The organism is Umezawaea beigongshangensis (assembly GCF_016464305.1).
Taxonomy (GTDB): Bacteria; Actinomycetota; Actinomycetes; order Mycobacteriales; family Pseudonocardiaceae; genus Umezawaea_A; species Umezawaea_A beigongshangensis.
The window spans coordinates 57,860-83,032 of record NZ_JAEIOJ010000010.1 but is presented as its reverse complement, the minus strand read 5'-3'; the positions used below and the strand labels follow the sequence as shown (position 1 = coordinate 83,032).

General features: G+C 74.3%; 23 protein-coding genes. 13 read left to right on the top strand and 10 right to left on the bottom strand.

Features of this window, described 5'->3' with window-relative positions; genetic code table 11:
• Positions 1 to 78: 78 nt before the first annotated feature.
• Both IMZ35_RS23165 and IMZ35_RS31905 read left to right on the top strand, forming a co-directional pair.
• Positions 79 to 1,560, top strand: coding sequence for a serine hydrolase domain-containing protein (locus tag IMZ35_RS23165; RefSeq protein ID WP_307868653.1), 1,482 nt, complete (start codon positions 79 to 81; stop codon positions 1,558 to 1,560).
• A gap of 107 nt (positions 1,561 to 1,667) precedes the next feature.
• Positions 1,668 to 3,116 carry a methyltransferase domain-containing protein gene (locus IMZ35_RS31905; protein WP_307868652.1) on the top strand — a complete coding sequence of 483 codons (1,449 nt, stop codon included), beginning with the start codon at positions 1,668 to 1,670 and terminating at the stop codon, positions 3,114 to 3,116.
• Positions 3,117 to 3,119: 3 nt separating this feature from the next.
• Here the strand turns inward: IMZ35_RS31905 and IMZ35_RS23150 are convergent, their stop codons facing one another.
• Positions 3,120 to 4,496, bottom strand: a complete 1,377-nt coding sequence (locus IMZ35_RS23150) for an alpha/beta hydrolase domain-containing protein (protein WP_199443275.1) — start codon at positions 4,494 to 4,496, stop codon at positions 3,120 to 3,122.
• A 303-nt stretch (positions 4,497 to 4,799) separates the two neighbouring features.
• Here IMZ35_RS23150 and IMZ35_RS23145 point away from each other — a divergent pair, with 303 nt between their 5' ends.
• Positions 4,800 to 4,958, top strand: coding sequence for a hypothetical protein (locus IMZ35_RS23145; RefSeq protein WP_199443274.1), 159 nt, complete (start codon positions 4,800 to 4,802; stop codon positions 4,956 to 4,958).
• Positions 4,959 to 5,004: 46 nt separating this feature from the next.
• Here IMZ35_RS23145 and IMZ35_RS23140 read toward each other — a convergent pair whose 3' ends face one another.
• Complete coding sequence (locus IMZ35_RS23140; protein WP_199443273.1) at positions 5,005 to 6,045, bottom strand: DUF2293 domain-containing protein; 1,041 nt, start codon at positions 6,043 to 6,045, stop codon at positions 5,005 to 5,007.
• Positions 6,046 to 6,192: 147 nt separating this feature from the next.
• Here IMZ35_RS23140 and IMZ35_RS23135 point away from each other — a divergent pair, with 147 nt between their 5' ends.
• Both IMZ35_RS23135 and IMZ35_RS23130 read left to right on the top strand, forming a co-directional pair.
• On the top strand, positions 6,193 to 6,381 hold the full coding sequence (locus tag IMZ35_RS23135; protein ID WP_199443272.1) for a hypothetical protein: 189 nt from the start codon (positions 6,193 to 6,195) through the stop codon (positions 6,379 to 6,381).
• 133 nt (positions 6,382 to 6,514) lie between these two features.
• Complete coding sequence (locus tag IMZ35_RS23130) at positions 6,515 to 6,943, top strand: CBS domain-containing protein (RefSeq protein WP_199443271.1); 429 nt, start codon at positions 6,515 to 6,517, stop codon at positions 6,941 to 6,943.
• On the opposite strand, the gene IMZ35_RS23125 is transcribed toward IMZ35_RS23130, so the two are convergent.
• Positions 6,930 to 7,472: a CGNR zinc finger domain-containing protein gene (locus tag IMZ35_RS23125; RefSeq protein ID WP_307868650.1), complete on the bottom strand. Its 543-nt coding sequence runs from the start codon at positions 7,470 to 7,472 to the stop codon at positions 6,930 to 6,932. The genes IMZ35_RS23130 and IMZ35_RS23125 overlap by 14 nt on opposite strands.
• 92 nt (positions 7,473 to 7,564) lie before the next feature.
• Between IMZ35_RS23125 and IMZ35_RS23120 the strand changes: the two genes are divergently transcribed.
• From IMZ35_RS23120 to IMZ35_RS23110, 3 genes are read left to right on the top strand one after another with little or no spacing between them, the layout of a single operon-like run.
• Positions 7,565 to 8,218 carry a pyridoxine/pyridoxamine 5'-phosphate oxidase gene (locus IMZ35_RS23120; RefSeq protein WP_229373034.1) on the top strand — a complete coding sequence of 218 codons (654 nt, stop codon included), beginning with the start codon at positions 7,565 to 7,567 and terminating at the stop codon, positions 8,216 to 8,218.
• Positions 8,215 to 8,904, top strand: a complete 690-nt coding sequence (locus IMZ35_RS23115; protein WP_199443270.1) for a maleylpyruvate isomerase family mycothiol-dependent enzyme — start codon at positions 8,215 to 8,217, stop codon at positions 8,902 to 8,904. The genes IMZ35_RS23120 and IMZ35_RS23115 overlap by 4 nt, the downstream gene beginning before the upstream one ends.
• A 26-nt stretch (positions 8,905 to 8,930) precedes the next feature.
• Positions 8,931 to 9,611: an endonuclease V gene (locus IMZ35_RS23110; protein WP_307868648.1), complete on the top strand. Its 681-nt coding sequence runs from the start codon at positions 8,931 to 8,933 to the stop codon at positions 9,609 to 9,611.
• Here IMZ35_RS23110 and IMZ35_RS23105 read toward each other — a convergent pair.
• Both IMZ35_RS23105 and cutA read right to left on the bottom strand, forming a co-directional pair.
• Entirely contained in the window at positions 9,599 to 10,924 is a 1,326-nt protein-coding gene (locus tag IMZ35_RS23105) for a 6-phospho-beta-glucosidase (RefSeq protein WP_199443269.1), read from the bottom strand. The two genes, IMZ35_RS23110 and IMZ35_RS23105, sit on opposite strands and share 13 nt — an antisense overlap.
• Positions 10,921 to 11,268 carry a divalent-cation tolerance protein CutA gene (gene cutA, locus IMZ35_RS23100; RefSeq protein ID WP_199443268.1) on the bottom strand — a complete coding sequence of 116 codons (348 nt, stop codon included), beginning with the start codon at positions 11,266 to 11,268 and terminating at the stop codon, positions 10,921 to 10,923. Before cutA ends, IMZ35_RS23105 begins: the two co-directional genes overlap by 4 nt.
• Before the next feature lie 186 nt (positions 11,269 to 11,454).
• Here cutA and IMZ35_RS23095 point away from each other — a divergent pair, with 186 nt between their 5' ends.
• Complete coding sequence (locus tag IMZ35_RS23095; RefSeq protein ID WP_307868647.1) at positions 11,455 to 13,293, top strand: Xaa-Pro dipeptidyl-peptidase; 1,839 nt, start codon at positions 11,455 to 11,457, stop codon at positions 13,291 to 13,293.
• 184 nt (positions 13,294 to 13,477) lie between these two features.
• Positions 13,478 to 14,509 carry a DUF4192 domain-containing protein gene (locus IMZ35_RS23090; RefSeq protein WP_199443266.1) on the top strand — a complete coding sequence of 344 codons (1,032 nt, stop codon included), beginning with the start codon at positions 13,478 to 13,480 and terminating at the stop codon, positions 14,507 to 14,509.
• Between the two features lie 11 nt (positions 14,510 to 14,520).
• Here IMZ35_RS23090 and IMZ35_RS23085 read toward each other — a convergent pair whose 3' ends face one another.
• Genes IMZ35_RS23085 through IMZ35_RS23070 form a run of 4 tightly spaced genes read right to left on the bottom strand, consistent with a single transcriptional unit; the run spans position 14,521 to position 19,448 of the window.
• The gene (locus IMZ35_RS23085) at positions 14,521 to 16,563 is read right to left on the bottom strand and encodes an alpha/beta hydrolase family protein (RefSeq protein ID WP_199443265.1); all 2,043 of its coding nucleotides are present in this window, start codon (positions 16,561 to 16,563) and stop codon (positions 14,521 to 14,523) included.
• Between the two features lie 6 nt (positions 16,564 to 16,569).
• A complete protein-coding gene (gene galE / locus IMZ35_RS23080; RefSeq protein WP_199443264.1) occupies positions 16,570 to 17,532 on the bottom strand; it encodes a UDP-glucose 4-epimerase GalE in 963 nt (320 codons plus the stop codon).
• Positions 17,533 to 17,565: 33 nt separating this feature from the next.
• On the bottom strand, positions 17,566 to 18,759 hold the full coding sequence (gene galK / locus IMZ35_RS23075; protein WP_307868644.1) for a galactokinase: 1,194 nt from the start codon (positions 18,757 to 18,759) through the stop codon (positions 17,566 to 17,568).
• A complete protein-coding gene (locus IMZ35_RS23070; RefSeq protein ID WP_199443263.1) occupies positions 18,756 to 19,448 on the bottom strand; it encodes an iron-dependent transcriptional repressor DtxR in 693 nt (230 codons plus the stop codon). Before IMZ35_RS23070 ends, galK begins: the two co-directional genes overlap by 4 nt.
• Before the next feature lie 101 nt (positions 19,449 to 19,549).
• On the opposite strand from IMZ35_RS23070, the gene IMZ35_RS23065 reads away from it, so the two are divergent.
• Positions 19,550 to 20,401, top strand: coding sequence for a sulfurtransferase (locus IMZ35_RS23065; RefSeq protein WP_199443262.1), 852 nt, complete (start codon positions 19,550 to 19,552; stop codon positions 20,399 to 20,401).
• A gap of 40 nt (positions 20,402 to 20,441) precedes the next feature.
• On the opposite strand, the gene IMZ35_RS23060 is transcribed toward IMZ35_RS23065, so the two are convergent.
• Positions 20,442 to 21,068 carry a hypothetical protein gene (locus IMZ35_RS23060; protein WP_199443261.1) on the bottom strand — a complete coding sequence of 209 codons (627 nt, stop codon included), beginning with the start codon at positions 21,066 to 21,068 and terminating at the stop codon, positions 20,442 to 20,444.
• Between the two features lie 137 nt (positions 21,069 to 21,205).
• On the opposite strand from IMZ35_RS23060, the gene IMZ35_RS23055 reads away from it, so the two are divergent.
• Together IMZ35_RS23055 and IMZ35_RS23050 are read left to right on the top strand one after the other, a co-directional pair.
• Complete coding sequence (locus IMZ35_RS23055) at positions 21,206 to 22,381, top strand: acetoin utilization protein AcuC (RefSeq protein ID WP_199443260.1); 1,176 nt, start codon at positions 21,206 to 21,208, stop codon at positions 22,379 to 22,381.
• A 22-nt stretch (positions 22,382 to 22,403) separates the two neighbouring features.
• Complete coding sequence (locus tag IMZ35_RS23050) at positions 22,404 to 25,082, top strand: bifunctional acetate--CoA ligase family protein/GNAT family N-acetyltransferase (protein WP_307868641.1); 2,679 nt, start codon at positions 22,404 to 22,406, stop codon at positions 25,080 to 25,082.
• Positions 25,083 to 25,173 lie beyond the last annotated feature (91 nt).

Below are 25,173 nucleotides of genomic sequence, written 5' to 3'. Positions count from 1 at the left end.
GATCGGACCGGAGTCCGATCTGGGGATTCGGACTCCGGTCCGACGTCGCGGAGACCGGGCCGCTGGAAGATCCGTGTCGTGCTGAACCGAACCCTCGTCCTGGCGGGTGTGGCCGTCCTCGCCGGGTTGTCCACCGCCGGGTGGTCCACCCCGGCTGTTCTCGCCGCGTCCCCCACCGGCCTGGACGCCGCCGCCGTCGACGCCGTCGTGCGGGAGCACCGCGAGACGACCGCGTTGCCCGGTGCGGCGGTGGTCGTCACACGGGGGAGCGAGGTGGTGCGCGCGGCCGGGTACGGCCACACCCCTGCCGGTGATCCGATCACGGAGCACACCGCGATGGCCGTGGCCTCGGTGAGCAAGTCGTTCACCGCGCTCGCCGTGATGCAGCTGGTGGAGGCCGGTCGGGTGGAGCTCGACGGACCGGTGCGCGCGCACCTGCCGGAGTTCACCACAGCCGACCCGAGGGCAGCCGGGATCACCGTGCGCCAGCTGCTCGACCAGACCTCCGGGATGTCCGACACGACCTTCCCCGCCTTCAGCAGGCCGCAGCCGAACTCGCTGCAGGAGGCGGTGGCCGGCACGAGCACAGCTGGCCTGGCCGCCGACCCCGGCTCCCGGCACGAGTACCACAACCCGAACTTCCAGGTGGCGGCCCGACTCGTCGAGGTGGTCAGCGGCCAGCCGTTCGACAGCTACGTGCGGCAGCACGTCTTCGATCCGCTCGGCATGGTCGACAGTCGCACCGTCAACACCGAGCGCGACCTGCCGCCGAGCGCGCGGGGCCACCTCGTGGTGCTCGGCGTGCCGATCGCGCTGCCGGAGCCACCCGCCTTCGGCAACGGCTCCGGCGGAGTGCTCAGTTCGGCGCACGACATGGGCGCGTGGCTGATCGCGCAGAACAACGGCGGCCGCGGTCCGGACGGCAGGCGGATCGCCACCGCGTCGAGCATCGCCGAGACGCACACCCCCTCGGTCAACTCGGGTTCCTACGCCCTGGGGTGGTCCGTCGGGACGACCGCGTCCGGGGCGCCGGTCATCGCGCACGGCGGCGACCTGTTCACCTCGACCGCCCACCAGGTGCTGCTGCCCGAGTCCGGTTACGGGATCGCGGTCATGGCCAACACCGGGCTGACCCACGGCGACGCCGGGGCCATCGCCGACCGGCTCGTCGCCGTGCTGGAGAACACCACCGTGCCGTCGCCGACCTCGCTCCTCCTCCTGCTCGACGCGCTGTTCCTGGTGCTCGCCGCCGGGACCGTGGCGCTCACCGCTCGCGGCGTGGTGCGCTCCCGCCGCTGGGCCGCCGCCCGGACGGCGCACCCGCGCACCGCGGTGCGCCTGCTGCCGCTTCTCGTGCCACCGGTGTCGTGCGCGTCGGTCGACGAGGTCGTCGGCCTGCTCTACCGAGGACGTGACGTCACCTGGATGCAGGTCCTCTACCTCTACCCGACGTTCGTGGTGCTGCTCGTCGCCGCGGCGCTCGGGTGCGCTGCCGTGCTCCTCGCACGGCTCGCGGCGCTCGCGCGTCCGATCGCCGTCACCGGGGCCGGGGCGGAGTGAGCCGACCGTCCGCTGCTCCGCCCGACCGGGAGGACGGCTGTGCTGCTCGACCCCCGAGCGGGGTCGGGCGCGACCGCGCGAGCCGGCAGGACGTCTACGCTCGGCGGGTGAGCGACGACGATCTCCACCTCACCGTCCTGGGCAGCGCGACGCCGTACCCGAGCGCGGACAACCCCTGCTCCGGGTACCTGGTCTCCTGCGGGGACACGCGGCTGTGGATGGACGCGGGTACGGGCACGCTGGCCGCGCTCCAGCGGTACGCGCGACTGGACGAGGTGGACGCCGTCTGGATCTCGCACCTGCACGCCGACCACAGCGCCGACCTGCTCACGGCCTACTACGGCCTGCTCTTCGCCGACGTCCGGCTGACCGCCCCGATCCCGCTGTACGGCCCGCCGGGCATCGCCGACCGGCTCGCCCACTTCCTCACCAACTCGGCCGAGCGCAGCCCGGTCGAGTCGGCGTTCGCCGTGCACGAGCTGCACGACGGGCACCGGACGCGGGTGGGCGGTCTGACCCTGACGACCAGGGCCGTGGAGCACGGCGTCCCGGCGTTCGCCGTCCGCGTCGAGACCGCGAGAGCGTCGCTCGTCTACTCCGGCGACACGGCTCCGTGCTCGAACCTGACGAGTCTGGCGCGGGACTGCGACGTCCTGCTGTGCGAGGCGGAGAGCGCGACGGTCCCGGTCGACGGCCCGGTGGTGCACCACACGGGGGAGGACGCCGGTGCCACGGCGAGTGCCGCGCGGGCCCGCGGGCTGATCGTCACGCACGTCGGCCGCTTCTCGACCGCGGAGCACGCGGTGGCGCGGGCGGCCACCGCGTACGACGGCCCGATCACCTGCGCCGCACCCGGTGCCGTGTTCTCGATCGGAACCCGGAACGACGACCCGCTGCCCCCACCACCGGTCGCGATCATGACCGAGACCTCCTCGCTCACCGCGATCCGCTCGTCCTACGACACCATCGCCGCCGACTACGCCGAGCGCTTCGGCGACGACCTCGCGGACAAGCCGCTGGAACGCGCGCTGCTCGCCGGGTTCGCCGAACTCGTGCGGGACGTGGGGCCGGTCGCCGACCTCGGGTGCGGTCCCGGTCACGTGACCGCCCACCTGCACGACCTCGGGCTTCCCGTGTTCGGCGTCGACCTGTCGCCGGGGATGGTCGCGCAGGCCCGGCGCGCCCGTCCCGGCCTGCGCTTCGACGTGGGTTCGATGACCGCGCTGGACCTGCCGGACGGCGCGCTCGGCGGCGTGGTCGCCTGGTACTCGATCATTCACCTGTCGCCGGAGGAGCTGTCCGCCGCCGTCGCCGAGTTCCACCGGGTGCTGGCTCCGGGCGGCCACGTGCTGCTCGCCTTCCAGCTCTGGGGCGAGGCGGTGCGCCTGGAGGAGTGGTTCGGCCACGAGGTGTCGCTGGACCTCCACCCGCGCTCGCCCGAGGAGGTCGCCGCACTGCTGGAGGAGGCGGGGTTCGTGCCGGTGGCGCGACTGCTGCGCGAACCCGGCGCCGGGGAGAAGGTGCCGCGCGCCCACCTCCTGGCCCGCAGGTCCTGACCGTCACGGCACGGGTGCCGCCTCCGCCCGCGCCACGGCCTCGTGGAAGTCGGCCGGGAGCAGGTACCCGGACCGCAGGGCGGACGCCGCGGCCCGGCGGAACGCCGAGGTGTAGGCGGTGTGGTCCTCGTACAGCGCGGCCAGGCGCTCGGCGGTGAACGGAGTCGTCGCGCCGAGCAGCAGGCACGCCCCCGGCACGTTGCCGCCCGTGCCGGTGGGGGAGTACCGGGCCACCGGCACGTCCAGGTCCGGCAGGCGCACGCCGCCGAGGGCGTTGCCGTCCGCGTCGCGCTGCACCACACCGGCCACCTTCGTGATCGGCGGTGCGACCGGCGGGGCCTCGCCGCGGCGCACCCAGGTCAGCAGGTGCTCGTACGCCGCGTTCTGCGCGTACCGGTGGGTCATGTCGTTCACCGGTGCCGCGCACGTCGTGGGCGCCCCGCCGTTGGTGGTGCCGTCGCGGGCGTTCAGCGCGTTGTAGAGGTCCAGCCCGTAGCGGTCCGCGTGCGCGGTCCCGGCGACCTCCCACGTGCGCACGCGCCGGGCGTTCTGGTGCACCGCGCCGGGCGCGAGGACGTCGGTCTCCGCCTGGACGACGAACGCCGGAACGTCCTGGTCGTCGCGGATCAGCGCCGAGGGCACGGGAGCGGCGCCGGTCGCGATCGGCGCGGCCGTCGGGCCGCGGCCGTGCACCAGGGCGCCGTCGAAGGCGTGCCGCAGCGGCTGCACCGCGTTCAGGTGGGTCACCAGGCGTCCTGCCGACTGCGAGTGCCCGGTGGCGAGCACGGTCCGGGCGTGCAGGCCGCCCAGCAGGCGCGGCTGGGTGCGCACCGCCCGCGCCGCCTGGCCGAACACGTCGTAGGACAGCGAGTCGTCGCTCAGCGACACGTCGCCGTAGCGGGCCGGGTCCAGAGCGGTGAGCCGGTCGGCGCCGACCTTCTGCGCCGTGACGCCGACGTAGGCGTACCCGCGCCGGACGAAGTGCTCCCACGACTGGGACAGGTCCACCGGGATGTCGACGCCGAAGCTGACGTTGAGCCACTCCACGACGACCACGCCGTTGAAGCGCGCCGGATCGCGCGGGCGCTCCACGAGGAGCCGGGTCGTGAAGTCGTTGCCGGTGCTGGAGACCCGCGCCTCCCACCTGCCGTCGCTGCTCCAGGTGCCGACCTGCTCGTAGGTGTCGGCCTCGCCCGACAGCAGGAACTCCTGCTCGGTGTACCCGGGCAGGTCGAGGACGCCCTCGACGCCGGCCACGGGATGACCGCGGCCGGCGTCCGGCGCTATCCGGGTGAGCGTCGTGCCGCTGGCCGCCGCGACGGCGGGAGCACCGGTGAGCACGAGCGTGAGAAGGGCCAGCAGCACTGCGGACCTGCGCATCACGACCTCCGGGACGAGCCGGGTGGGACGACCGAGTCTCGCGCACCACCGGAGGTCGCCGCATCGGTGAAAGGACCGGTCCGGGAGAAAAACCGGTTGTGGCGTCAGGAGGACGGTTCTACCGTCGTACCCGTGATCTGACACCGATCCCCGCGCAGTGCCGCTTCCGGCCGCGCCTCCCGCACACCGGCGACAGCGTGCCGACCTCCGCTCGCCGCCACTCCTCCGGTTGCCCCCAGCGGGCTGATCGACCATCCCGGTCGCCGTACTCAGCACACCTCGACCCCACGTGAGGAGGCGCTCGTGACCGCGCGCCACGATCGTCCGACCGACGCCACCCCGGTGCCGCAGCAGGTCTTCGCCAGCAGGCGGGACCGCAGAGCGGCGAACACGACCTCCCGGCGGAACGGGTTTCCGCCGGTGCCGCAGCAGCGCCAGTACGCCGTGCGCCGACGCGGCTGAACCGCTCGACGGCGGCCGCGCCCGGCAGACCGGGCGCGGCCACCGGTCAGCCGCCCCAGCCCGCCAGCACCCGGTCCACGTCGTCGGCGATCCGCCGCCTGGCCTCGTCGCGCGGCACACCCCGCATCAGCGCGGCGTCGTAGTCGGTGTCCTCGTGCCGCACCGACGCCACCACGGCGAGCCGCACCGCCCTCTCGTCCAGCGCGCGCCCGGCCGCCGACCGGCCCACCCGCCCGCTGCCGCGCGTGCCGGTGTGCAGGGCGACGGCCTCGGCGCGATCGGCGGGGCAGCCGGGGAACATCGCCACGATCCGCTCCGCCAGCGCGCCGCGGAAGTCCACGTCCTGGTGCGCGCGCCGTTCCCGGTCCCGCTCGCGCCGTCGTTCCCGCACGTCCGCGTCGGCCAGGCACGTCCGCTCCGCGCTCTCCAGCGCGGCCTCCTCCACCAGCACACCCAGCCTGCGGTGGCGCTTGCGGGCGCGGTCGAAGCGCAGCACCACCGCCGACAGTCCGCTGGCCCTCGTCGCGCGCCTGGTCAGCGTCGCGTTCCCGGCGGCCAGGAACACCAGGTGGTCCAGATCGGCGCAGGTCAGGCACAGCTGGCGGTCGGCCTCCTCCACCACCAGCTCACCCGTGTCACCGCAGTCGGAGCAGACGACCGGAGCGGCGGGCTCCACCACGACCAGGTCCGGCACCTTCGTCCGCTTCGCCTCCACCTGCCCGCGCCGCGCCTCGCTCAGCCCCGGCGCCACCCAGTGCGTGCGGAACAGCAGTTCCAGCTCCTCGTCACCGGCGCGGGAGAACCGCAGCGGCCCGCGGTCGCGCGTCGCGGCCACGTACGCGGTCTCCGACGGCTCCAGGCCGTTCGCCTCCGCCCAGCGCCGCACCGTCCGCAACGCGGCGGCGACGGTCTCCGGCTTGGCGGTCAGCAGGTCCTCGACGCTGTCCGCCCGGCCCTGCTGCCAGCGCTCCACCTGGTTGCGCGGCAACCAGCCGATCGCGCCGAGCACGTCCAGCGGGGCGACGAACTTCGTGCGCGTCAGCAGCGACTCGGCCGCCGCGACGACGCGGTTCTCCAGCTTCGGCACAGCCGCAAGTTCTACACGCCGTCACCGGCCGCGGCGAGCGGAGGGCAAACCGGGGTGCGGGGCCGCGGAACGCCCTGGCACACTCGTCCCGCGATCCTTCGGAAGTGATCCGCGCACACCCCCACCCGACGAACCGGAGGAGATCTCGTGAGCGACCAGCCCGAGAACACCGAGAACACCGAAGAGCCCGCCGCCGACGCGCCCGTCGTGGTGCCCAACCGCGCGGAGCGCCGGGGCAAGGGCTCCACGACCGCGCAGAACAGCAAGATCCCCGGTCAGCCGCACAACACGAACGTCGTGAAGCAGCGGCAGTTCACCAACCGCCGCAGCGGCTGAGGCCGCGGTCCACCGCACCCGGAGCACGGGTGCGGTGGACCTGCCGTGTCGCGCATCTGGCCCTCCCGCGTGCGGTTCCCGGCCTCTAGCCTGGGGTCCGGGTGCTCACCGGTGCGGGGATCGGAGACGTCACATGCGGATCGCTGACGTGTTGCGGACGAAGGGGGCGGCGGTGGCGACCGTGGAGCCGGACTCCACCGTGGCCGAACTGCTCGCGGCGCTCGCCGGGCACAACGTCGGCGCGATGGTCGTCCTCGGCGGCGGTGGTGTCGCCGGGATCGTGTCGGAGCGCGACGTGGTCCGGCAGCTGCACCAGCGGGGCGCGGCCCTGCTGGACGCGCCGGTCTCCGAGATCATGACCGCGGAGGTCCTCACCTGCGGTCCCCAGGACTCCGTGGACAGCCTCACCGTGCTGATGACGGAGCGCCGCATCCGGCACGTGCCGGTCGTCAGCGACGCCGGACTGGTGGGCATCGTGAGCATCGGCGACGTGGTGAAGAGCCGGTTGAGCCAGCTCGAAGCGGGTCAGGAGCAGTTGCAGGCGTACATCACCCAGGGCTGAGGCCGTTGCGCCGCTGCCGCTGGTAGTACCTGCTCACCCGCGCCCGGTTGCCGCACTCCGGCGTGCACCACTGCTGTCTGGGGTGCTCCCTGACGAAGTAGCGCACGCAGCGCGGAGCGGGACAGGCGCGCAAGCGCTCGCGCCGGGGACCGGCGAGGAAGTCGATGGAGGCCCTGGCCAGCTCGGCCACCAGCCGGTCGGCCGGTGTGCCGCTCTCGTGGTGCGTCACCTCGGGGCGGCCGTGCCGCGTCCAGGTGAGCTGCGCCGTGCGGGCGACGCCGCCCGCCGCCTCGTTCAGCACGCGCACGGCGTCGCTCACGTCCGGCCCGTCCGGTCCGACGGCGCGGGCGAACAGCGAGCGCACGGCGTCGCGCAGCGCGATCACCCGCCGCTGCGCGTCGGCGTCCCCGGCGTCGCGGACGGACGAGTGCGCCCGCACCCACGTGGCGAAGTCCGCCGGGGTGGCCAGGTCGTCCACGTCGTGGTGGATCGTGCTCACCAGAGCCAGTGCCAGGTCCTGCGCCGTCACGGGTCGATCCTAACGGGGTAGCGCCCTTGCACCCATGTGGTTCGCTCGATAGGTTCGCCACGGATCGGACGCGACACCACCAGGGAGATCCGTTGTCGGACAACGCGGCGATGCTGCGACGACTGCCCGTGTTCCGGAGCGCGCCGCCGCCCTTCGACCCCGCGTCCGCTCCGGCGGTCCCGGTCGAGCTGTTCGGGCAGTGGCTCCGGCACGCCGTCGACGCGGGCGTGCCCGAGCCGCACGCCGCGACGCTGGCCACCGTGGACGGGACCGGCCGGCCGTCCGCGCGCGTGCTGCTCCTCAAGGACTTCGCCGGTGACGGCTGGCACTTCTCCAGCACGTCGGCCGGGCGCAAGGGCGCGGAGCTGACGGGCAACCCCGGAGCCGCCCTCACGTTCCACTGGCCGACGCAGGCCAGGCAGATCAGGATTCGCGGCACGGTCCACCGCGCGTCGGCCGAGCTGAGCGCGCGGGACTTCCGCGCCAGGTCCGCGTCCGCTCGCGCGGAGACGCTCGTCGGCCGCCAGGGGCAGGTGCTGACCGACCGCTCCGCCGTCGAGCCCGCCGTCGCCGAGGCCGCCCAGCGGCTCGCCGCCGACCCGACCCTCGTCGCCGCGCACTGGACGCGCTACGTCCTCGACGCCGACGAGGTCGAGTTCTGGCAGGCCGATCCGGGTCGCAGGCACCTCCGCCTGCGCTACCGCCGCATCGGCCGCCACTGGGTGAACGAGGAGCTGTGGCCGTGACCGGGCCGGCCCCGGACGCCGTCGCGGCGCACGTCCTCGCGGCCCACGAGCGGCTGGCCGTGCTGCTGCGCGGCCTGACCGACGAGGACGTGCGCGCGCCCTCCGCGCTGCCGGGCTGGAGCCGCGCGCACGTGCTGAGCCACGTCGAGCAGATCACCAACGCGATGGCGCGGCAGGCCGAGCACGCCGTCGCCAGGAGTGCGATCGAGGTCTACGACGGCGGCCGTCCCGCGCGGGACGCCGCGATCGAGCACGGCGCGAGCCGCCGCGCCGCCGAACTCGCCGACGCCGTGCGGACGTCAGCCGCCCGCCTGGCGCGCGTCTGGGCACCGCTGTCGGAGCGGGACTGGGCACGCCCGGTGGCCTACCGCGACGGCGTCCTCGCGGACACCGCGACCGCGCTGTGGCGCGAGGTGGAGATCCACACGGCCGACCTGCGGCTCGGCGAGGTGCGGTGGAGCCCCGAGCTGTGCCACCACCTGTGGGAGTTCCTCGCTCCGCGGGTGCCGGACGGCGTGCGGCTGACGCTCGCGCCGGTCGGGTTCGCGCCGTGGAGCACCGGCGACGGCACGGCCGTCGTCGTGCGGGGCGACGCGACGGACGTGACGTCCTGGCTGGCCGGGCGCGACCCCGCGGGCCCCCTCGCCGTGGAGGGAGTGCTCCCGGACCTCCTGCCGTGGCCCTGAGCGGGACACCTGGCAGAGTCCGCGGCGTGCAGAACGACTGGCCCACGACCCCCGCCGAGGCGATCGCCCTCCAGGAGCGCCTGCGCACGGCCGTGCGCACCGAGACGGACCCCGGCTTCGCACCGCGGACGATCGCCGGTCTCGACGTCGGCTACGCCGAGGGCGACGACCGGCTCGCCGCCGCCGTCGTCGTGCTCGACGCGCGCACGCTGGAGACGGTGGACTCCGCGGTCGTGCTGGGTCGCTCGGACTTCCCCTACGAGACGGGGCTGTTCGCGTTCCGCGAGATGCCGTCGCTGCTCGCCGCCCTCGACCGGCTGACCACGCGGCCGGACCTGCTGGTGTGCGACGGCCAGGGGCTCGCGCACCCCCGCCGGTTCGGCCTCGCCTGTCACATCGGCGTGGAAACGGACCTGCCGAGCATCGGCGTGGCGAAGACCCCGATCGGGCCGTTCAGCCCGCCGGGGGAGCACCGCGGCGCCGCCACCGACCTGCTCCTCGACGGGGAGGTCGTCGGCCGCGCCCTGCGCACCCGCGACGGCGTGAAACCGGTCTTCGTCTCACCGGGGCACCGCGTCGACCTCGACCGGTCGTGCGCCGAGGTCCTGCGGCTGTGCGCCGGGTACCGGCTGCCGGAGACGACGCGCCGCGCCGACGCGCTCGGCCGGACCGCGCTGCGCGGAGAAGCGGCGGATCAGCGCAGGTAGGCGAGTTCCCGGTGCTCGGCGGTGTAGCGGTCCAGCAGCCGCCGCGCCACGGCGACCGAGTCGACCAGCGGGTGGATCGCCAGCGCGCGCAGGGCCTGCGCCCGCGATCCGTGCACGGCCGCCGCGACGACCGCCCGGTCCACCGCCTTCACCGACGCGACGAGCGCGGCGGCGTCGTCGGCCAGCGGGCCGACCGCGACGGGACGCGCGCCGTTGGCGTCCACGACGCTCGGCACCTCGACCACGGCCGAGGAGTCGAGGACCGGCAGCGTGGAGCCGTTGGGGACGTTGAGGATCAGCGTGGTCCGCTCGTTGTTGCCGATCGCGTGCACCAGCGCCAGTGCCACGTGCTCGTAGCCGCCGCCGTCCAGGTCGCACGAGTCGCGCTCACCGGCCCCCGAGCTCTCCCGGTTGCTCGCCATGTAGGTCGCCTCGCGCTCCCGCCGCGTCCGCTCCCACGACGCCAGGGACACCTCGCCGGAGTAGAACCGCTCCTGCTGCTCCCGCAGGAAGGCCCCGCGCGGCTGCGCCTCACCGCGCCCGGCGGCCACCGCCTCCCTGGTGAAGTAGTAGTAGTGCAGGTACTCGTTGGGGACGGCGCCGAGCACGCGCAGCCACTCCGCACCGAACAGCTGGCCCTCCTCGAACGAGGTGAGGGCCTTCTCGTCGGCCAGCAGTGCGGGCAGCAGGTCCCGGCCGCCCACCCGCACCTGCCGCAGCCAGCCGAGGTGGTTGAGGCCGACGTAGTCCAGCCACGCCGCCTCCGGGTCGGCCCCCAGCGCGCGCACCACCCGGCGGCCCAGCCCCACCGGCGAGTCGCAGATGCCGATGACGCGGTCGCCCAGGTGCCGCGACATCGCCTCGGTCACCGTCCCGGCGGGGTTGGTGAAGTTGATGACCCACGCATCGGGGGCCAGCGCCGCGATCCGGCGGGCGAGGTCCAGCGCCACGGGCACCGTCCGCAGCCCGTAGGCGACGCCGCCCGCGCCCACGGTCTCCTGCCCGAGCACGCCCTCGTCCAGCGCCACGCGCTCGTCGACCGCCCGGCCGGCGAGGCCGCCGACGCGGATCGCGGAGAACACGAAGTCCGCTCCGCGCAGCGCCTCGTCCAGGTCGGTGGTGGCCGTGATCCCCGGCGGATCGGCCGCTCCCGCCGCCTGCTCGGCCAGCACCCGGCCGATCGCGTCCAGCCGTCGCGGATCGACGTCGTGCAGCACCAGCTCCGTGACCCTGCCGGGACTCCGGTCGGCGAGCAGCGCCCCGTGCACGAGCGGCACGCGGAACCCGCCGCCGCCGAGGACGACCAGCCTCACGAGCGCCCCTCCCCGGCCAGGGTCTCCACGCCGATCGTCTCCCGGTCCAGCCACGCCAGGTAGGCGGGATCGCCCGAGCTGATCGGCGTCGCGATCACCTCGGGCACCTCGTAGGGGTGGTGCGCCCTGATGTGGGCGATCAGTTCCCCGACCCGTGCCGCGGGGGTCTTGACGACGCACTGCCACTCGTCCTCGACCCGCACCTCGCCGTCCCACCGGTAGACGCTGCGCAGCGGCACGATCTGCGCACACGCCCCGAGCCGCGCCTGCACGACGCTCCTGGCGAGCCGCTCCGCGTCCGCCGCCGAGCCGGTCGTCGTCGTCACCTGGCTGTAGTCGCCCACACCGCGACGCTACCGCGCCGCGGCGGATCGAGCAGTGTGCCCACGCCGGATCGGCAGGTCAAGCCGCCGATGGTCGGGACTTCTCTCGTCGTCCACTGTGGACGGGCGCTGTCCTTGACAGGCACTGCCGCCGGGGGAAGGGTTCCGCTCCGACGTGTCCTGACTGCCCGAAGTGGGGGTTTTCTCGTGAGGGGTGCACGAAGAGTCGCGCTGGCCGCCGCGCTGGTGGCGCTGCCGCTGACCACCGTCCCGGCGCTCGCCGCGGAACCGACCGGCCCGGTGTTCGTCGGCGGAGAGGCCCAGCCCGTGTTCGACCCGGCCGACGTCGTCCGGGAGAACCTGTTCGTCCGCGCACCGGTCGACAGCGACCGCGACGGCCGCGACGACGAGGTGCACGTCGAGGTGGTGCGGCCCGGAGCCACCCAGCGCGGGCTCAAGGTGCCGGTCGTCTACATCAGCAGCCCGTACTTCGCGGGCGGCAACGACGTCGCCAACCACGACGTCGACGTCGAGCTGTACGTGCCCGACGGCCGCGGGCACCACGACCGGCGGGCCGCGTCGGTGCTCAAGCAGCAGGCGGACGAGCGGATCGCGGCGGCGGTCGGCCCGAACGCCGCGCCCATCACCTCGCGCTACGAGAGCTACTTCGTCTCCCGCGGCTTCGCCATGGTCTACGGCGAGTCGCTGGGCAGCGGCCTGTCCACCGGGTGCCCCACCACCGGTGGGGAGAACGAGACCATCGGCGCCCGCTCGGTCGTGGACTGGCTCAACGGCCGCGCCACCGCTCGCGACGCCTCGGGCACGGCCGTGCGGGCCACCTGGTCCACCGGCAGGACCGGGATGATGGGCGTGTCCTACAACGGGACGCTGCCCAACGCCGTCGCCTCGACCGGCGTGCGCGGCCTGGAGGCGATCGTGCCCATCGCCGCCATCTCCAGCTGGTACGACTACTACCGCGCCGACGGCGCTGTCGTCGCGCCCGGCGGCTACCAGGGCGAGGACGCGGACGTGCTCGCCGAGTACGTCTACACGCGCGCCGACCGGGAGATCTGCAAGCCGGTCATCGCCGAGATCGCCGCCGAGCAGGACCGCGTCACCGGCGACTACTCGCGCTTCTGGGACGAGCGCAACTACCTGAACGACGTGCGCGACGTGCGGGCCGCGGTGCTCGCGGTGCACGGCCTCAACGACTGGAACGTCAAGCTCAAGCACGTCGCCCAGTGGTACGAGGCGCTGCGTCGCCACGGCGTCGAGCACAAGATCTGGCTGCACCAGTCCGGGCACACCGACCCCGACACGCTGCGCTCGGCCGAGTGGCGCCGCACCCTCAACCGCTGGTTCAGCCACTACCTCTGGGGCGTGGACAACGGCGTCGAGGACGAGCCGAAGTCGACGGTCCAGCGCGAGGACGAGACGTGGGTCGACGAGGCCGACTGGCCCGCGCCCGGCACGTCCGCGGCCGGCCTGCACCCGTGGGCGGGCGGTAGCGCCAAGGGGACGCTGGACCTCCGCCCCGCACCCGGCCGACCCGTCGTGGAGACGCTGCGCGACGACGCCGCGCAGCGCGCCGAGGACCTGGTCGACCTGCCCGCCTCCGGCAACCGCCTGTCGTACGCGACGAAGGCCACCCGTGCTCCGCTGCGCCTGTCGGGCACGGCGACGGTGGACCTCGCCGCGTCGTTCGACCGGCCGGCGGCCAACGTCACCGCGCTGCTGGTCGACCGGGCGCCCGACGGCACCAGCCACGTGATCACCCGCGGCTGGACCGACCCGCAGAACCGCACCAGCCCGGCGAGGACCAAGCCGATCGAGCCGGGGAAGCGGTACTCCGTGGAGGTCGAGCTGGAGCCGCAGGACTACGTCGTCGCGGCCGGTCACACCGTCGAGTTCGTGCTCGTCTCCAGCGACCACGACTACACGCTGCGGCCGCGGCCCGGAGCGGGGATCTCGATCGACTTGACGAAGACCGAGGTCGAGCTGCCGATCGTCGGCGGCAGGGCCGCGCTGGCCCGCGCCATCGGCTGACCGACACCCGCTGCCCGGCCCCGCTCAGCACGGCGGGGCCGGGCAGCGGGGCAGGGTAGCGGGGACCACCGACGAAGAACGCTCGCCGTGATCGACTCCGGTCGAGCTGTGCACAGGCCCGGAGTTGTCCACAGCGGAAGGCCCATCACTCGTCGAGGGGCGTGCGAAGCGGGACCGTCGACGCATGACGACGACCACGCTCCGAGCGGGCGAACCAGCCCAGATCATCGCCGCGGTGCCGCACCTGCTCGGTTTTCACCCCGGGCCCTCGCTCGTGCTGATCCTGCTGCGCCGCGACCGTCCCGAGCGCATCGGAGCAGCGCTGCGCGCGGACCTCCCGCCTGCCGAGGGACACGCGGCGCTCGTGCGGGACCTGCTGGTGCCGCTGAGAGCGCAGGACCCCGGATCGGTCGTCCTGGTGGTCTTCGGCGGCGGGGAGCGCCCGCCGTCCGGTGAACCGCCACCGCGCGCCGAACTCGTGGAGCGGGTGACCGAGCTGCTCGACCGGGAGGGCGTGCCGGTGCTGCACGCGACCTGGGCGGAGTTCAGCGGCGGTGGCGCTCCGTGGCGCTGCTACGACGACCCCGCGTGCGGCGGAACCCTGCCCGACCCGTCGGCCACGCCGCTCGCCGCGGCCTCGGCCGCCGCGGGGCAGGTGACCTTCGCCGACCGCTCGCAGCTCGCCGCGCTGCTCACCCCGCACGACGAGGAGGCGCTGGCGCGGAGGGCGGCCCTGCTGGACGCCGCCCTGACCCGCGAGGAGCAGCCCGACGCGAGGTCCGGACTGCTGCTCGTGGAGGACGCCGTGGCCCGCGTCCCGGACCGGCGCGAACCGCTGGACGACGAGAAGATCGTCGAGCTGGCGACAGCCCTGTCCGACCTGAGGGTGCGCGACGCCGCCCTGTCCCTGGTCTGCGGCGACCGCGCCGAGAACGCCGAGACGCTCTGGCTGGAGCTGACCAGGGCCGTTCCACCACCGGAACGCGCCGAACCGGCCGTGCTGCTCGCCTTCTCCGCCTACGCGCGCGGCGACGGCGCGTTCGCGTCGATCGCCCTGGGCGTCGCCGAGGAGGCCTGCCCCGAGCACCGGCTCTGCGGGCTGCTGCGCACCGCGCTGGAGCACGGGCTGTCCCCGAGCAGCGTCCGCGAGATCGCCGCGGACGCCGTCACGGAGGCCAGGTGGCTGCTCGCCGGTGAGGGCGAGCAGCCGTGGTGAGCCGGGTGGGCTCAGAGCAGCTCGGGCCGCCGCCAGGGCTCCCCGTGCACGTGCTCCGAGAGGAACGCGAAGATCGTCTCGTACCAGACGGCCGCGTTCCCCGGGGTGAGGATCCAGTGGTTCTCGGTCGGGAAGTACAGGAACTTCGCCGGAACACCGTGCCGCACGAGGTCGAAGTAGAGGCGCTGCCCCTCCCCGATCGGGACCCGGTAGTCCTTGTCGCCGTGGATGACCAGCACCGGCGTCCGCACGTCGGCGACCCGCAGGTGCGGCGAGTGGTCCCTGACCCGACCGCCGTCGGCGAGCGGGTCACCCATCTCGCGCATCCAGTAGTAGGACTCGTCGGTGCTGCCGGTGAAGGCGTCGAGGTGCCACAGCGAGGCGTGCGTGACGATGGCGCGGAACCGGGTCGTCTGCGTGGCGATCCAGTTCGCCATGTAGCCGCCGAAGGAACCGCCCATCGCGGCCGTGCGCGTCTCGTCGACGTCGGGACGCTGCTCGGCGACGTCGGTGATCGCCATCAGGTCGGTGAAGGGCTCGGCGCCCCACCGGCCCCAGCCGGCCCTGATGAAGTCGGGGCCGTACCCGGTGGACAGCGCGGGGTCCGGCAGCAGCACGGCGTAGCCCCGCGCGGCCATCAGCCACGGGTTCCAGCGCCAGCTCCAGCCGTTCCAGCTCATCACCGGACCGCCGTGCACCCACAGCAGCAGCGGAGCGGGGTTCTCGGCGGACGCGCCCTCGGGCAGCACCAGCCAGGCCCGCACCCTGCGACCGTCGGCGACCGTGGTCTCGACCTCGGTGAGCGTGCCGGGCAGGGACTCCACCACGCCGGGGGCGAGCAGCCGCACGGGCTCCTGCTCGGCGACCGACGGATCGATCCGGACCGGCTGCGCCGGGTGGTCCACCGCGTTGCGCAGCGCGTACACGGTCGTGCCGTCGCGGCTCACCACCACGTCGGTGTGGTGGCCGGACGCCGTGAGCCGGACGATCTCGCCCGAGGCCAGGTCGAGCTTCCACAGCGGCACGTGGCCGAGGTGGCTCGCCGTGAAGTACACCGCGTCGCCCGCGGGGCTCACCACCGGCTTCGCGGGCTCCTCGGGGAAGTCCGGCGTCAGCTCGGTGATCTCGCCCGAGACGCGGTCGATCCGCACCAGCGCGTGCCGCGGCGGGTCGGTCGGGGTGGACTCGGTGGCGCGCACGGCGATCAGGGCCGACGAGTCGGGCGTGAACACGGCCTCCTCGAACGAGTAGCCGTCCTCGTCCGCGATCGCCACGTCGCTGCTGCCGTCGGCCGCGGCCAGGCGCAGCGCGGTGCGCCGACCGTAGGAGGGGCTGACCTCGACGCGCAGGCCGTAGGCGACCCACTGCCCGTCCGGGCTGATCGCGATCGAGCCGTCGACGCCGCCGTCGGCGTCGGGAGTGAGGTCCACGAGGTCCTGCGGCGCGATGCGGCCGGTCGCCGCGCCCGCCGTGAACAGCCGCGGGTGGTCCGGGCCGAGGTCGGAGTCCCAGTGCCGCACCGGGTACGCCTCGTGCAGGATCGCCGTCACCCCCGCGTCGTCGCGGGCCTTGCGCTTGGTGTCGTCCTGCTCGCCCTGCTCGACGCCGCGGTGCACCGACGCCGACAGCAGCAGGGTGCCGTCGTCGCTGGCCACCCGGACCTGCGAGACACCGCTGCCGGGCCGGAACAGCTCCCGCCCCTCACCGCTGGCGGGCAGCGACCACAGCGCGGTCTTGTCCTTCGCCTTCGCGTCGGGCCCGGCCAGCGGGTCGGGACGCGCCGACAGGAACAGCAGCGCGCCGTCCGGCGCGAACACCGGGCTCGACTCGCTCGTGCCGGAGCTGGTGAGCCGCACGGCCGGACGCCGCCCGGCCGGGTCGACCTCCCAGAGCGCGCCCTGCCACTTCTTGCCGTCCGGACCGAGCTCCGCGACGACCGTCACGAGACGGGACCCGTCGGGCGACAGGGCCAGCGAACTCGTCCTGGGCATCGCGTTGAACGTGCCCGTCTCGGCGAACTGGGCTGCGTCGATCGCCCGGTCGGTGTCGGTCATCCCGGCTCACGCTCCCGCGCGGGCACGCGTGAAGGTCCACGCGTCTTGCACGATCGTGGTCAGGTCGGCGCGCTCGGGCTTCCAGCCCAGGTCGGCGCGAGCCCGCTCGCTGGAGGCGACCAGCACGGCGGGGTCTCCGGCGCGGCGCGGCGCGACGACGGCCGGGATCGGGTGGCCGGTGACCTCGCGGCAGGTGTCGATGACCTGCTTGACGGAGAAACCGGTGCCGTTGCCGAGGTTGTAGATCCGGTGCTCGTTCGGGACGGCGTGCTCCAGCGCCAGCAGGTGCGCGTCGGCGAGGTCCACCACGTGGATGTAGTCCCGGACGCAGGTGCCGTCCTCGGTGGGCCAGTCGTCGCCGTAGATCTGCACCTGCTCGCGCTGGCCCAGCGCGACCTGCAGCACGATCGGGATGATGTGGGTCTCGACCGCGTGCCGCTCGCCCAGCTCGCCGTGGGCGCCCGCCACGTTGAAGTAGCGCAGGCTGACTGCGGCGATGCCGTGAGCGGTGGCGTAGGAGGTGATCGCGTGGTCGATCGCCAGCTTCGTCGCGCCGTAGGTGTTCGTCGGGCGCGTGGTCGCCGTCTCCGCGATCGGCGACGACTCCGGCTCGCCGTAGGTCGCCGCGGTGGAGGAGAACACCAGCCGCGGGGTGCTGTGCCGCACCATCGCGTCGAGCAGGTTCAGCGACGTCACCACGTTGCCGTGCCAGTACTTGGCCGGGTTCTCCATCGACTCGCCGACCAGCGACTTGGCCGCGCAGTGCACGACACCGTCGAAGCCCTCGGCGAGCACCTCGCCCGCCACGTCGTCGATGTCGCCCTCGACGAACCGCGCCCCCGCCGGGACGGCGTCCGCGTGGCCGGTCGACAGGTCGTCGAGCACGACGACCTCGTGCCCGGCCTCGACGAGTCGCGCCGAGCACGTGCTCCCGACGTAGCCCGCTCCGCCCGTGACGAGCAGCTTCACCGCATTACCCTCTTTCGTCGTACTCGGATCTGTCTACTTGTCGCGTCCCGCGCCGGCCGACGGCACGGCGGTGAACAACCGCGGGGTGCCGAGGGACTCCAGGGCGAACCCGGCGACCACGGCCTCCTCCACCGCGGTCAGCGCGTCCTCGGGGACGAGCGCGATGGCGGAACCGCCGAAACCGCCACCGATCATGCGAGCGCCCAGCGCCCCGGCGGCCAGCGCGGACTCGACGGCGACGTCCAGTTCGCGCACCGACACCCGGTAGTCGTCGCGCAGGCTCGTGTGCGACGCGGTCAGCAGCGGCCCGATCTCGGCCATCCGCCCGGACCGCAGGTGGTCGACGGCGCGCAGGACGCGGTCGTCCTCGGTGACGACGTGCCGCACCAGGGGCCGCAGCTCCTCGGGCAGCCGGGGCAGCACCTCGGGCAGCTCCGCCACGGCCACGTCGCGGAGCGCGGGCACGCCGAGCAGTTCGGCGGCGCGTTCGCAGCCGCTGCGCCGGGCGCCGTAGCCGCCGTCGGTGTGTGAGTGGCTCGCGCGGGTGTCGATCACGAGCACCCGCAGGCCGTTCGCGGCGGCGTCGAACAGCACCTGCTCGGACTTGCCGGAACGCACGTCGAGGAACAGCGCGTGCGCCTCGGTGCAGCACAGCGACGCGGTCTGGTCGAGCAGTCCGGTCGGAGCGCCCACGAAGTCGTTCTCCGACCGCTGCACCCAGCGCGCGATCTCCGACAGCGCGGGAGAGCCCGCGGCGCCGTCGGGGGCTCGCCCGGCGAGGCCCAGCAGCGCGAGGGCCACCGCGCACTCCAGCGCGTGCGACGAGGACAGCCCGGCGCCCGCCGGGACGTCACCGGCGATGACCAGGTCGGCACCGCCGTGCACGCCCTGCTCGCGCAGTGCCCACGCCACGCCGGACGGGTAGGCGGCCCAGCCCTGCACCGCGCCCGGTTCCAGCGCGGAGACGGCGATCGGAGTCGCGTGCTGGGCCTTGCCGTCGTCGCCCAGCGTCGTCGCCACCAGCAGGCCGTCGTCGCGGGCGGAGGCGGCGACGGCGGTGCGGTGGGGCAGCGCGAAGGGCAGGACGAAGCCGTCGTTGTAGTCGGTGTGCTCGCCGATCAGGTTGACCCGCCCCGGAGCCGACCAGACACCGGAGGGAGCCCGGCCGTGCATCTCCTGGAAGGCGGCGTCCGCCCGGTGCACGGCAGACCGTTCCGGAGCGTTCACCGGGCCTGCACCAGCACGGCGTGGGCGACGGCCGGGTCCAGCTCGGCGGCGGTGCCGTTGCCGTGCACCTGCACCACCTTGGCGCCGGCGAGCGCGCCGACCTCCACGGTGCCGCCGGGCACGACGCCCGCGGACTTCAGCTCGGCCATCAGGCCGGGGTCGAGCTGCACGTGCTCGGCGATCCGGCGCACCTCGACCCGCCCACCGCCGCGGCGGGCGACCTCGTCGATGCGCACCAGGTCCGCCTCGGCGGGGGGAGCGGGCTCACCGTCGCCGAGCTTGTCCAGACCGGGGATGGGGTTGCCGTACGGCGAGGTGGTGGGGTTGCCGAGCAGCTTGACGAGCTTGCGCTCGACCGCCTCGCTCATGACGTGCTCCCAGCGACAGGCCTCGCTGTGCACCTGCTCCCACTCCAGCCCGATCACGTCGACGAGCAGGCGCTCGGCGAGCCGGTGCTTGCGCATCACGGCGATGGCCAGGCCGCGGCCCTGGTCGGTGAGTTCGAGGTGACGGTCGTCGGCGACGATCACCAGGCCGTCGCGCTCCATGCGTCCCACGGTCTGGCTGACGGTCGGGCCGCTCTGGCCCAGTCGCTCCGCGATGCGGGCGCGCAGGGGCACCACACCTTCTTCTTCGAGCTCGTAGATGGTGCGGAGATACATCTCCGTGGTGTCGATGAGGTCGTTCACGCCCGCTCCCCTTCGTGTGGCGTCAATGCTAGTCGCAGGCACCGACTGGTCGTTCTCGGATCTGTTCGGCGATCGGTTGCGGGCAGTGCAGGATGGTGCTCGTGCATCCCTTGATCAGTGGCAGTGCCCTGGAAGAAGCACTGGGGGGTTCCCGACCTCCGGTCGTGCTCGACGTCCGCTGGCGGCTCGGTGGTCCCCCGGGACGTCAAGAGTACGAGGTCGCGCACCTTCCCGGCGCCGTCTACCTGGACCTGGACGTGGACCTGGCCGATCCGCCCGGAACGGGGGGACGCCATCCGCTCCCCGATCCGGTGAGGCTCCAGCGGGTGCTGCGCTCCGCGGGGGTCCGGGAGGACGACCGCGTGGTGGCCTACGACACGGCGGACGGTTCGGTGGCGGCCCGCGCCTGGTGGTTGCTGCGGTGGGCCGGGCACGCGGAGGTGTCCGTCCTGGACGGCGGGTTCGAGGGCTGGATCGCCGAGGGCCGCCCGGTCACCGCGGCGGTGCCGAGGCCGGCCGAGGGCGACGTCGTGGTGCGGCCGGGCGCGATGCCGGTGATCGACGCGGACGGCGCCGCGGCGCTGGCCCGCGAGGGCGTGCTGCTCGACGCGCGGGCGGCGCAGCGCTACCGCGGCGAGGTCGAGCCGGTCGACCCGAGGGCCGGGCACGTGCCGGGCGCGGTCAGCGCGCCGTCGGCCGGGCACGTCGGCGCGGACGGACGCTGGCTCGGTTCGGCGCGGCTCGCCGAGCGCTTCGCGGGTCTGGGCGTGCGCGACGGGGTGCCGGTGGGCGCCTACTGCGGTTCGGGCGTCACGGCCTCGTCGGTGGTGCTGGCGCTGGAGGCGGCCGGGCTGACCTCGGCGGAACGTCCGGCGGCCCTGTACGCGGGGTCGTGGTCGAACTGGGCGGCCGACCCGGCCAGGGAAGCGGTGACCGGTCCCGACCCCGGCTGACCTGACCGGGGGCGGGTCCGTCGTCCGCGACCCGCGCCGCTCAGGCGTCCGGGATCTTGTCGAACCCGGTCTGGACCAGCTTCAGCGCGATCCCGCAGCTGTCGACGTCGTCGAACTCGGTCACCGCGACGAGGTAGGCGGGCGTGATCGCGTCGGGGTCGTCGGTCAGGTGGACCATGACGCTGCACCGGCCGTCCTGCTCGGTCTGCACGGCCGTGTTGCCGCCGACCTCCAGGTTCTTCTTGTCGCCGTCACCGGCGAGCTCGGCGAAGGTGACGGAGGCGAGGATCACGGTGCTGGGGTTCTCGGTGCTCAGCACGCACCCCTCGGCGGAGTCGATCGTGCCGCCGGTGGCGGTCTCGACGTCGGCGGGCGTCACCAGGGCGCAGTCGTCGAAGCCCTCGGTCTTCTTCTGCTTGGCGATGCGCACCTCGCCGGAACCGCCGGCGGGCGGCGGGGTCACCGAGGAGACGGTCCGGCGCGTCGGTTCGCCGGCGGACGAGCGGGTGGCCCTCGGCGACGACGACTTCGTGACGCTCGGCTCCGCGGAGGCGCGCGCGCCGGGCGCCGCGACCGGCGAGCCGCCGACCTGCTGGGCGCACGCGGCCAGGCCGAGGGTCAGTGCGGTGGAGAGCACGGCCGTGGTGACCGCCAGTCGTCGTTGCATGTGTCCTCTGACCTCTCGTTCACGCGCGCGGTTCCCCCGCGGCGTGACGAGACTGTAGGTGGCGTCCGGCGGCGGCACGCGGACGGCGACCGAGCTGTGACCGACGACGCCGCGAGCACCCGGGTAGGTTGGCGGTCATGGGCAAGGCAGCCGCGGTGGTCTGGGACGAGTCCTTCCTCGGGTACGACCTGGGCGCGGACCACCCGCTGAACCCGGTGCGGCTCGACCTGACGATCAGGCTGGCGACGGCCCTCGGCGTGCTGGACGGCGTCCCGCTGCTCGGCGCGCTCCCCGCGTCGGCCACCGACGTGGAGCGCGTGCACGACCCGGCCTACCTCAACGCCGTGCAGGCCGCGCCGACCGCGGGCTGGGACGTCGGCCACGGGCTCGGCACCGCGGACAACCCCGTCTTCGAGCGGATGCACGAGGCGTCGTCGCTGGTCGTGGGCGGTTCGCTCGCCGCGGCGGCGCGCATCGCCTCCGGTGAGGCCGACCGCGCGATCAGCATCGCGGGTGGCCTGCACCACGCCATGCGGGACCACGCGTCGGGCTTCTGCGTCTACAACGACTGCGCCGTGGCGATCCACTGGCTGCTGGACCACGGCGTCGACCGCGTCGCCTACGTCGACGTCGACGTGCACCACGGCGACGGCGTGCAGGCCGCGTTCTACGACGACCCGCGGGTGCTCACGATCTCGGTGCACCAGAACCCCCTGTCGCTGTGGCCGGGCACCGGCTGGGCCCGCGAGACCGGTGGACCGGGCGCGGAGGGCACCTCGGTGAACCTGCCGGTGCCGCCCCGCACCCGCGACGCCGCGTGGCTGCGCGCGTTCCACGCCGTGGTGCCCTCCCTGCTCGCCGAGTTCCGTCCGCAGGTGCTGGTCACCCAGTGCGGGGTGGACAGCCACCGCGAGGACCCGCTGGCGGACCTGTCGCTGTCGGTGGACGGCCACCGGGCGATCTACCGCGCGCTGCGGGACCTGGCGGAGACCCACGCAGGTGGCCGGTGGCTCGCGCTGGGCGGCGGCGGGTACGAGCTGCTGCGGGTGGTGCCGCGCTCGTGGACGCACCTGCTGGCCACGGTGCTCGACCGGGATCTGGACCCGGAGACGCCGCTGCCGGCGGAGTGGGTGGCGCACGCCTCGCGCATCGCCCCCGACCGGCCCCTTCCCGCGTCGATGACCGACGGGTGCGATCCTCGGCACGAGCCGTGGGGCGGTGACGCCGAGCAGCCGGTCGACGAGTCCGTGCGGGAGACCCGCAGGGCGGTCTACCCGCTGCACGGCCTCGACCCGGACGACCCCAGGGACTGACGTCGTGGGACAGGAGACACCCGTGGCCGATCCGTACGACTTCCCCAGGCACTGGGAGGCGGACGTCGTGCTGAGCGACGGTCGCACGGTGCACCTGCGTCCCATCACGCCCGACGACGCGGAACAGCTCCTCGCGTTCCACGGGAGACTGTCCGAGCGCACCCGCTACTACCGCTACTTCGGCCCGTACCCGCGGATGCCGCGGCGCGACCTGGAGAGGTTCAGCACGGTCGACCACCGGGACCGGGTGGCGCTGGTGGCGCTGCTCGGCGACGACATCGTGGCGGTCGGCCGCTTCGACCGGCTCGGCGGCGGCGACTCGGCCGAGGTGGCCTTCGTCGTGGAGGACGCCCACCAGGGCAGGGGACTGGGCTCGATCCTGCTGGAGCACCTCGCCGCCGCGGCCGGCGAGCTGGGTCTCGCCCGGTTCGTCGCGGAGGTGCTCGCGGAGAACGGGCAGATGGTGCGGGTGTTCCGCGACGCCGGGTACCGGGTCAGCCGGGCGTTCGAGGAGGGCGTGATCCACCTGGAGTTCAACATCGACCCCACGGAGGAGTCGGTGGCGGTGGCCCGCGCCCGCGAGCAGGCCGCCGAGGCGCGCAGCGTGCACAACCTGCTGCACCCGCGGTCGGTCGCGGTGATCGGCGCGTCCACGGACAAGACCAAGATCGGTCACGCCGTGCTGACCAACCTCCTGGTCGGCGACTTCAACGGGCCCGTCTTCCCGGTGAACGCCGAGCACAGGTCGGTGCGCGGGGTGCGCGCCTACCCGTCGGTGCTGGACACCCCCGACGAGGTGGACCTGGCGGTCGTGGCCGTTCCGGCCGCGAGCGTCGACGAGGTGATGGACGCCTGCCTCGCCAAGGGCGTGCAGACGCTGGTGGTGGTCACCGCGGGCTTCGGCGAGACCGGGCCGGACGGGCGCAGCGCCGAGCGCAGGCTCGCCGCCGAGGCCAGGGCGCACGGGATGCGCGTCGTGGGGCCGAACGCCCTGGGCGTGGTCAACACGGACCCGGCCGTGCGGCTCAACGCGACGCTGGCCCCGCGGCTGCCCGTGCGCGGCCGCACCGGCTTCTTCTGCCAGTCCGGCGCCCTGGGCACCGCGATCCTCGCCGACGCCGCGGACCGCGGGTTGGGGCTGTCGACGTTCGTCTCCGCGGGCAACCGCGCCGACGTGTCCGGCAACGACCTGCTCCAGTACTGGGAGACCGACCCGGCCACCGACGTGGTCCTGCTGTACCTGGAGTCCTTCGGCAACCCGCGCAAGTTCGCCCGGCTGGCCCGCAGGCTCGGCCGCACGAAGCCGGTGGTGGCGGTGAAGTCCGGCCGGCACGCCGTGATGCCCGCACTGGCCGCCACGTCGGTGCCGGTGGACGAGGCGAGCGTGCAGGCGCTGTTCGAGCAGGCCGGGGTGATCAGGGTCGAGTCGATCGCGCAGTTGTTCGACACGGCGCTGCTGCTCGCCCACCAGCCGCTCCCCGCGGGCAACCGGGTCGCGATCGTGGGCAACTCCACCGCCATCGGGGTGCTGGCCGCCGACACCGCGCTGGCGCAGGGGCTGGAACTGGCCGGAGACCCGGTCGACATCGGTTCGCAGGCCGGTCCCGAGGTGTTCGCCGCCGCCGTGCGCGACGCGCTGGACCGCGACGACGTCGACGCGCTCGTGGTGGTGTTCGTGCCGCCGCTCGCCGTGCCGGGCACGGCGTTCGCCCGCGCGCTGCGGGAGGTCGTCGAGGAGTCGGGCACCGGCGCGTCCAAGCCGATCGCCTCGACGTTCCTCGCGGTGGAGGGCGTGCCGGACGAACTGGCGGTGCCGGGGCCGGACGGCGCACCGGGCCGGGGTTCCGTGCCGTCCTACCCGAGCCCGGAGCGCGCGGTCCTCGCGCTGACGCGGGCCACCCGCTACGCCCGCTGGCGCTCGGCCCCGCAGGGGCACTTCGCACGCCCCGAGGGACTCGACCCGGTGGCGGCGCAGGCGCTCGTCGCGGAGCTCGTCGGGGACGGCCCGGCCGAGCGGCGGATGAGCGACGACGACGCCGAGCGCCTGCTGGCCTGCTACGGCATCGAGGTCGTGCCGTTCCGCATCGTCTCCTCGGCCGACGACGCGGTGAGCGCGGCGGCCGAGCTGGGACACCCGGTCGTGCTGAAGTCGACCAGCGACCACCTGCGGCACCGCACGGACCTGGTGGGCGTGCGGCTCGACCTGACGGGCGAGGACGCCGTGCGGACGGCCTACCGGGGCCTCGCCGAGGTGTCGGGCTGCCCGGACGTCTACGTGCAGCGCATGGCGCCCAGGGGCATCTCGTGCGTGCTCGGCCTGCAGGACGACCCCTCGTTCGGCACCGTCGTGTCGTTCGGCCTGTCCGGCATGGTGAGCGACCTGCTGGGCGACCGGGCCTACCGGGCCGTGCCGCTGACCGACACCGACGCCGCGTCGCTGGTGCGCGCCCCCAAGGCCGCGCCGCTGCTCGCGGGCTACCGGGGCGGTGAACCGACCGACCTCGCCGCGCTGGAGGACCTGGTGCTGCGGCTGGCCGCGCTCGCCGAGGACGTGCCCGAGGTGCGCGCGCTGGCGCTGGAGCCGGTGCTCGCGTCGGCGGCGGGCGCGTTCGTCAGCAGCGCGCGCATCAGCGTGGGGCGGCCCCCGTCGCAGCACGACGCCGGTCCGCGCCGGCTGCGCCCGCCCGGCGGCAACCGCTGACCCGCGGTCGCACCGGCCGGGGGTGAGCCCGAATCACCCGTTCGCGGTGACCGTTGCGGGAACTCGTTCCCGCGCGTGCTCGTCGGACGGG

Excerpts from the sequence above, each read along its gene's own strand:
- IMZ35_RS23085 (WP_199443265.1), bottom strand. The coding sequence starts at position 16,563 with ATGACCGACACCGACCGGGCGATCGACGCAGCCCAGTTCGCCGAGACG.
- IMZ35_RS23090 (WP_199443266.1), top strand. The coding sequence starts at position 13,478 with ATGACGACGACCACGCTCCGAGCGGGCGAACCAGCCCAGATCATCGCC.
- IMZ35_RS23130 (WP_199443271.1), top strand. The coding sequence starts at position 6,515 with ATGCGGATCGCTGACGTGTTGCGGACGAAGGGGGCGGCGGTGGCGACC.
- IMZ35_RS23060 (WP_199443261.1), bottom strand. The coding sequence starts at position 21,068 with ATGCAACGACGACTGGCGGTCACCACGGCCGTGCTCTCCACCGCACTG.
- IMZ35_RS23055 (WP_199443260.1), top strand. The coding sequence starts at position 21,206 with ATGGGCAAGGCAGCCGCGGTGGTCTGGGACGAGTCCTTCCTCGGGTAC.
- IMZ35_RS23150 (WP_199443275.1), bottom strand. The coding sequence starts at position 4,496 with ATGCGCAGGTCCGCAGTGCTGCTGGCCCTTCTCACGCTCGTGCTCACC.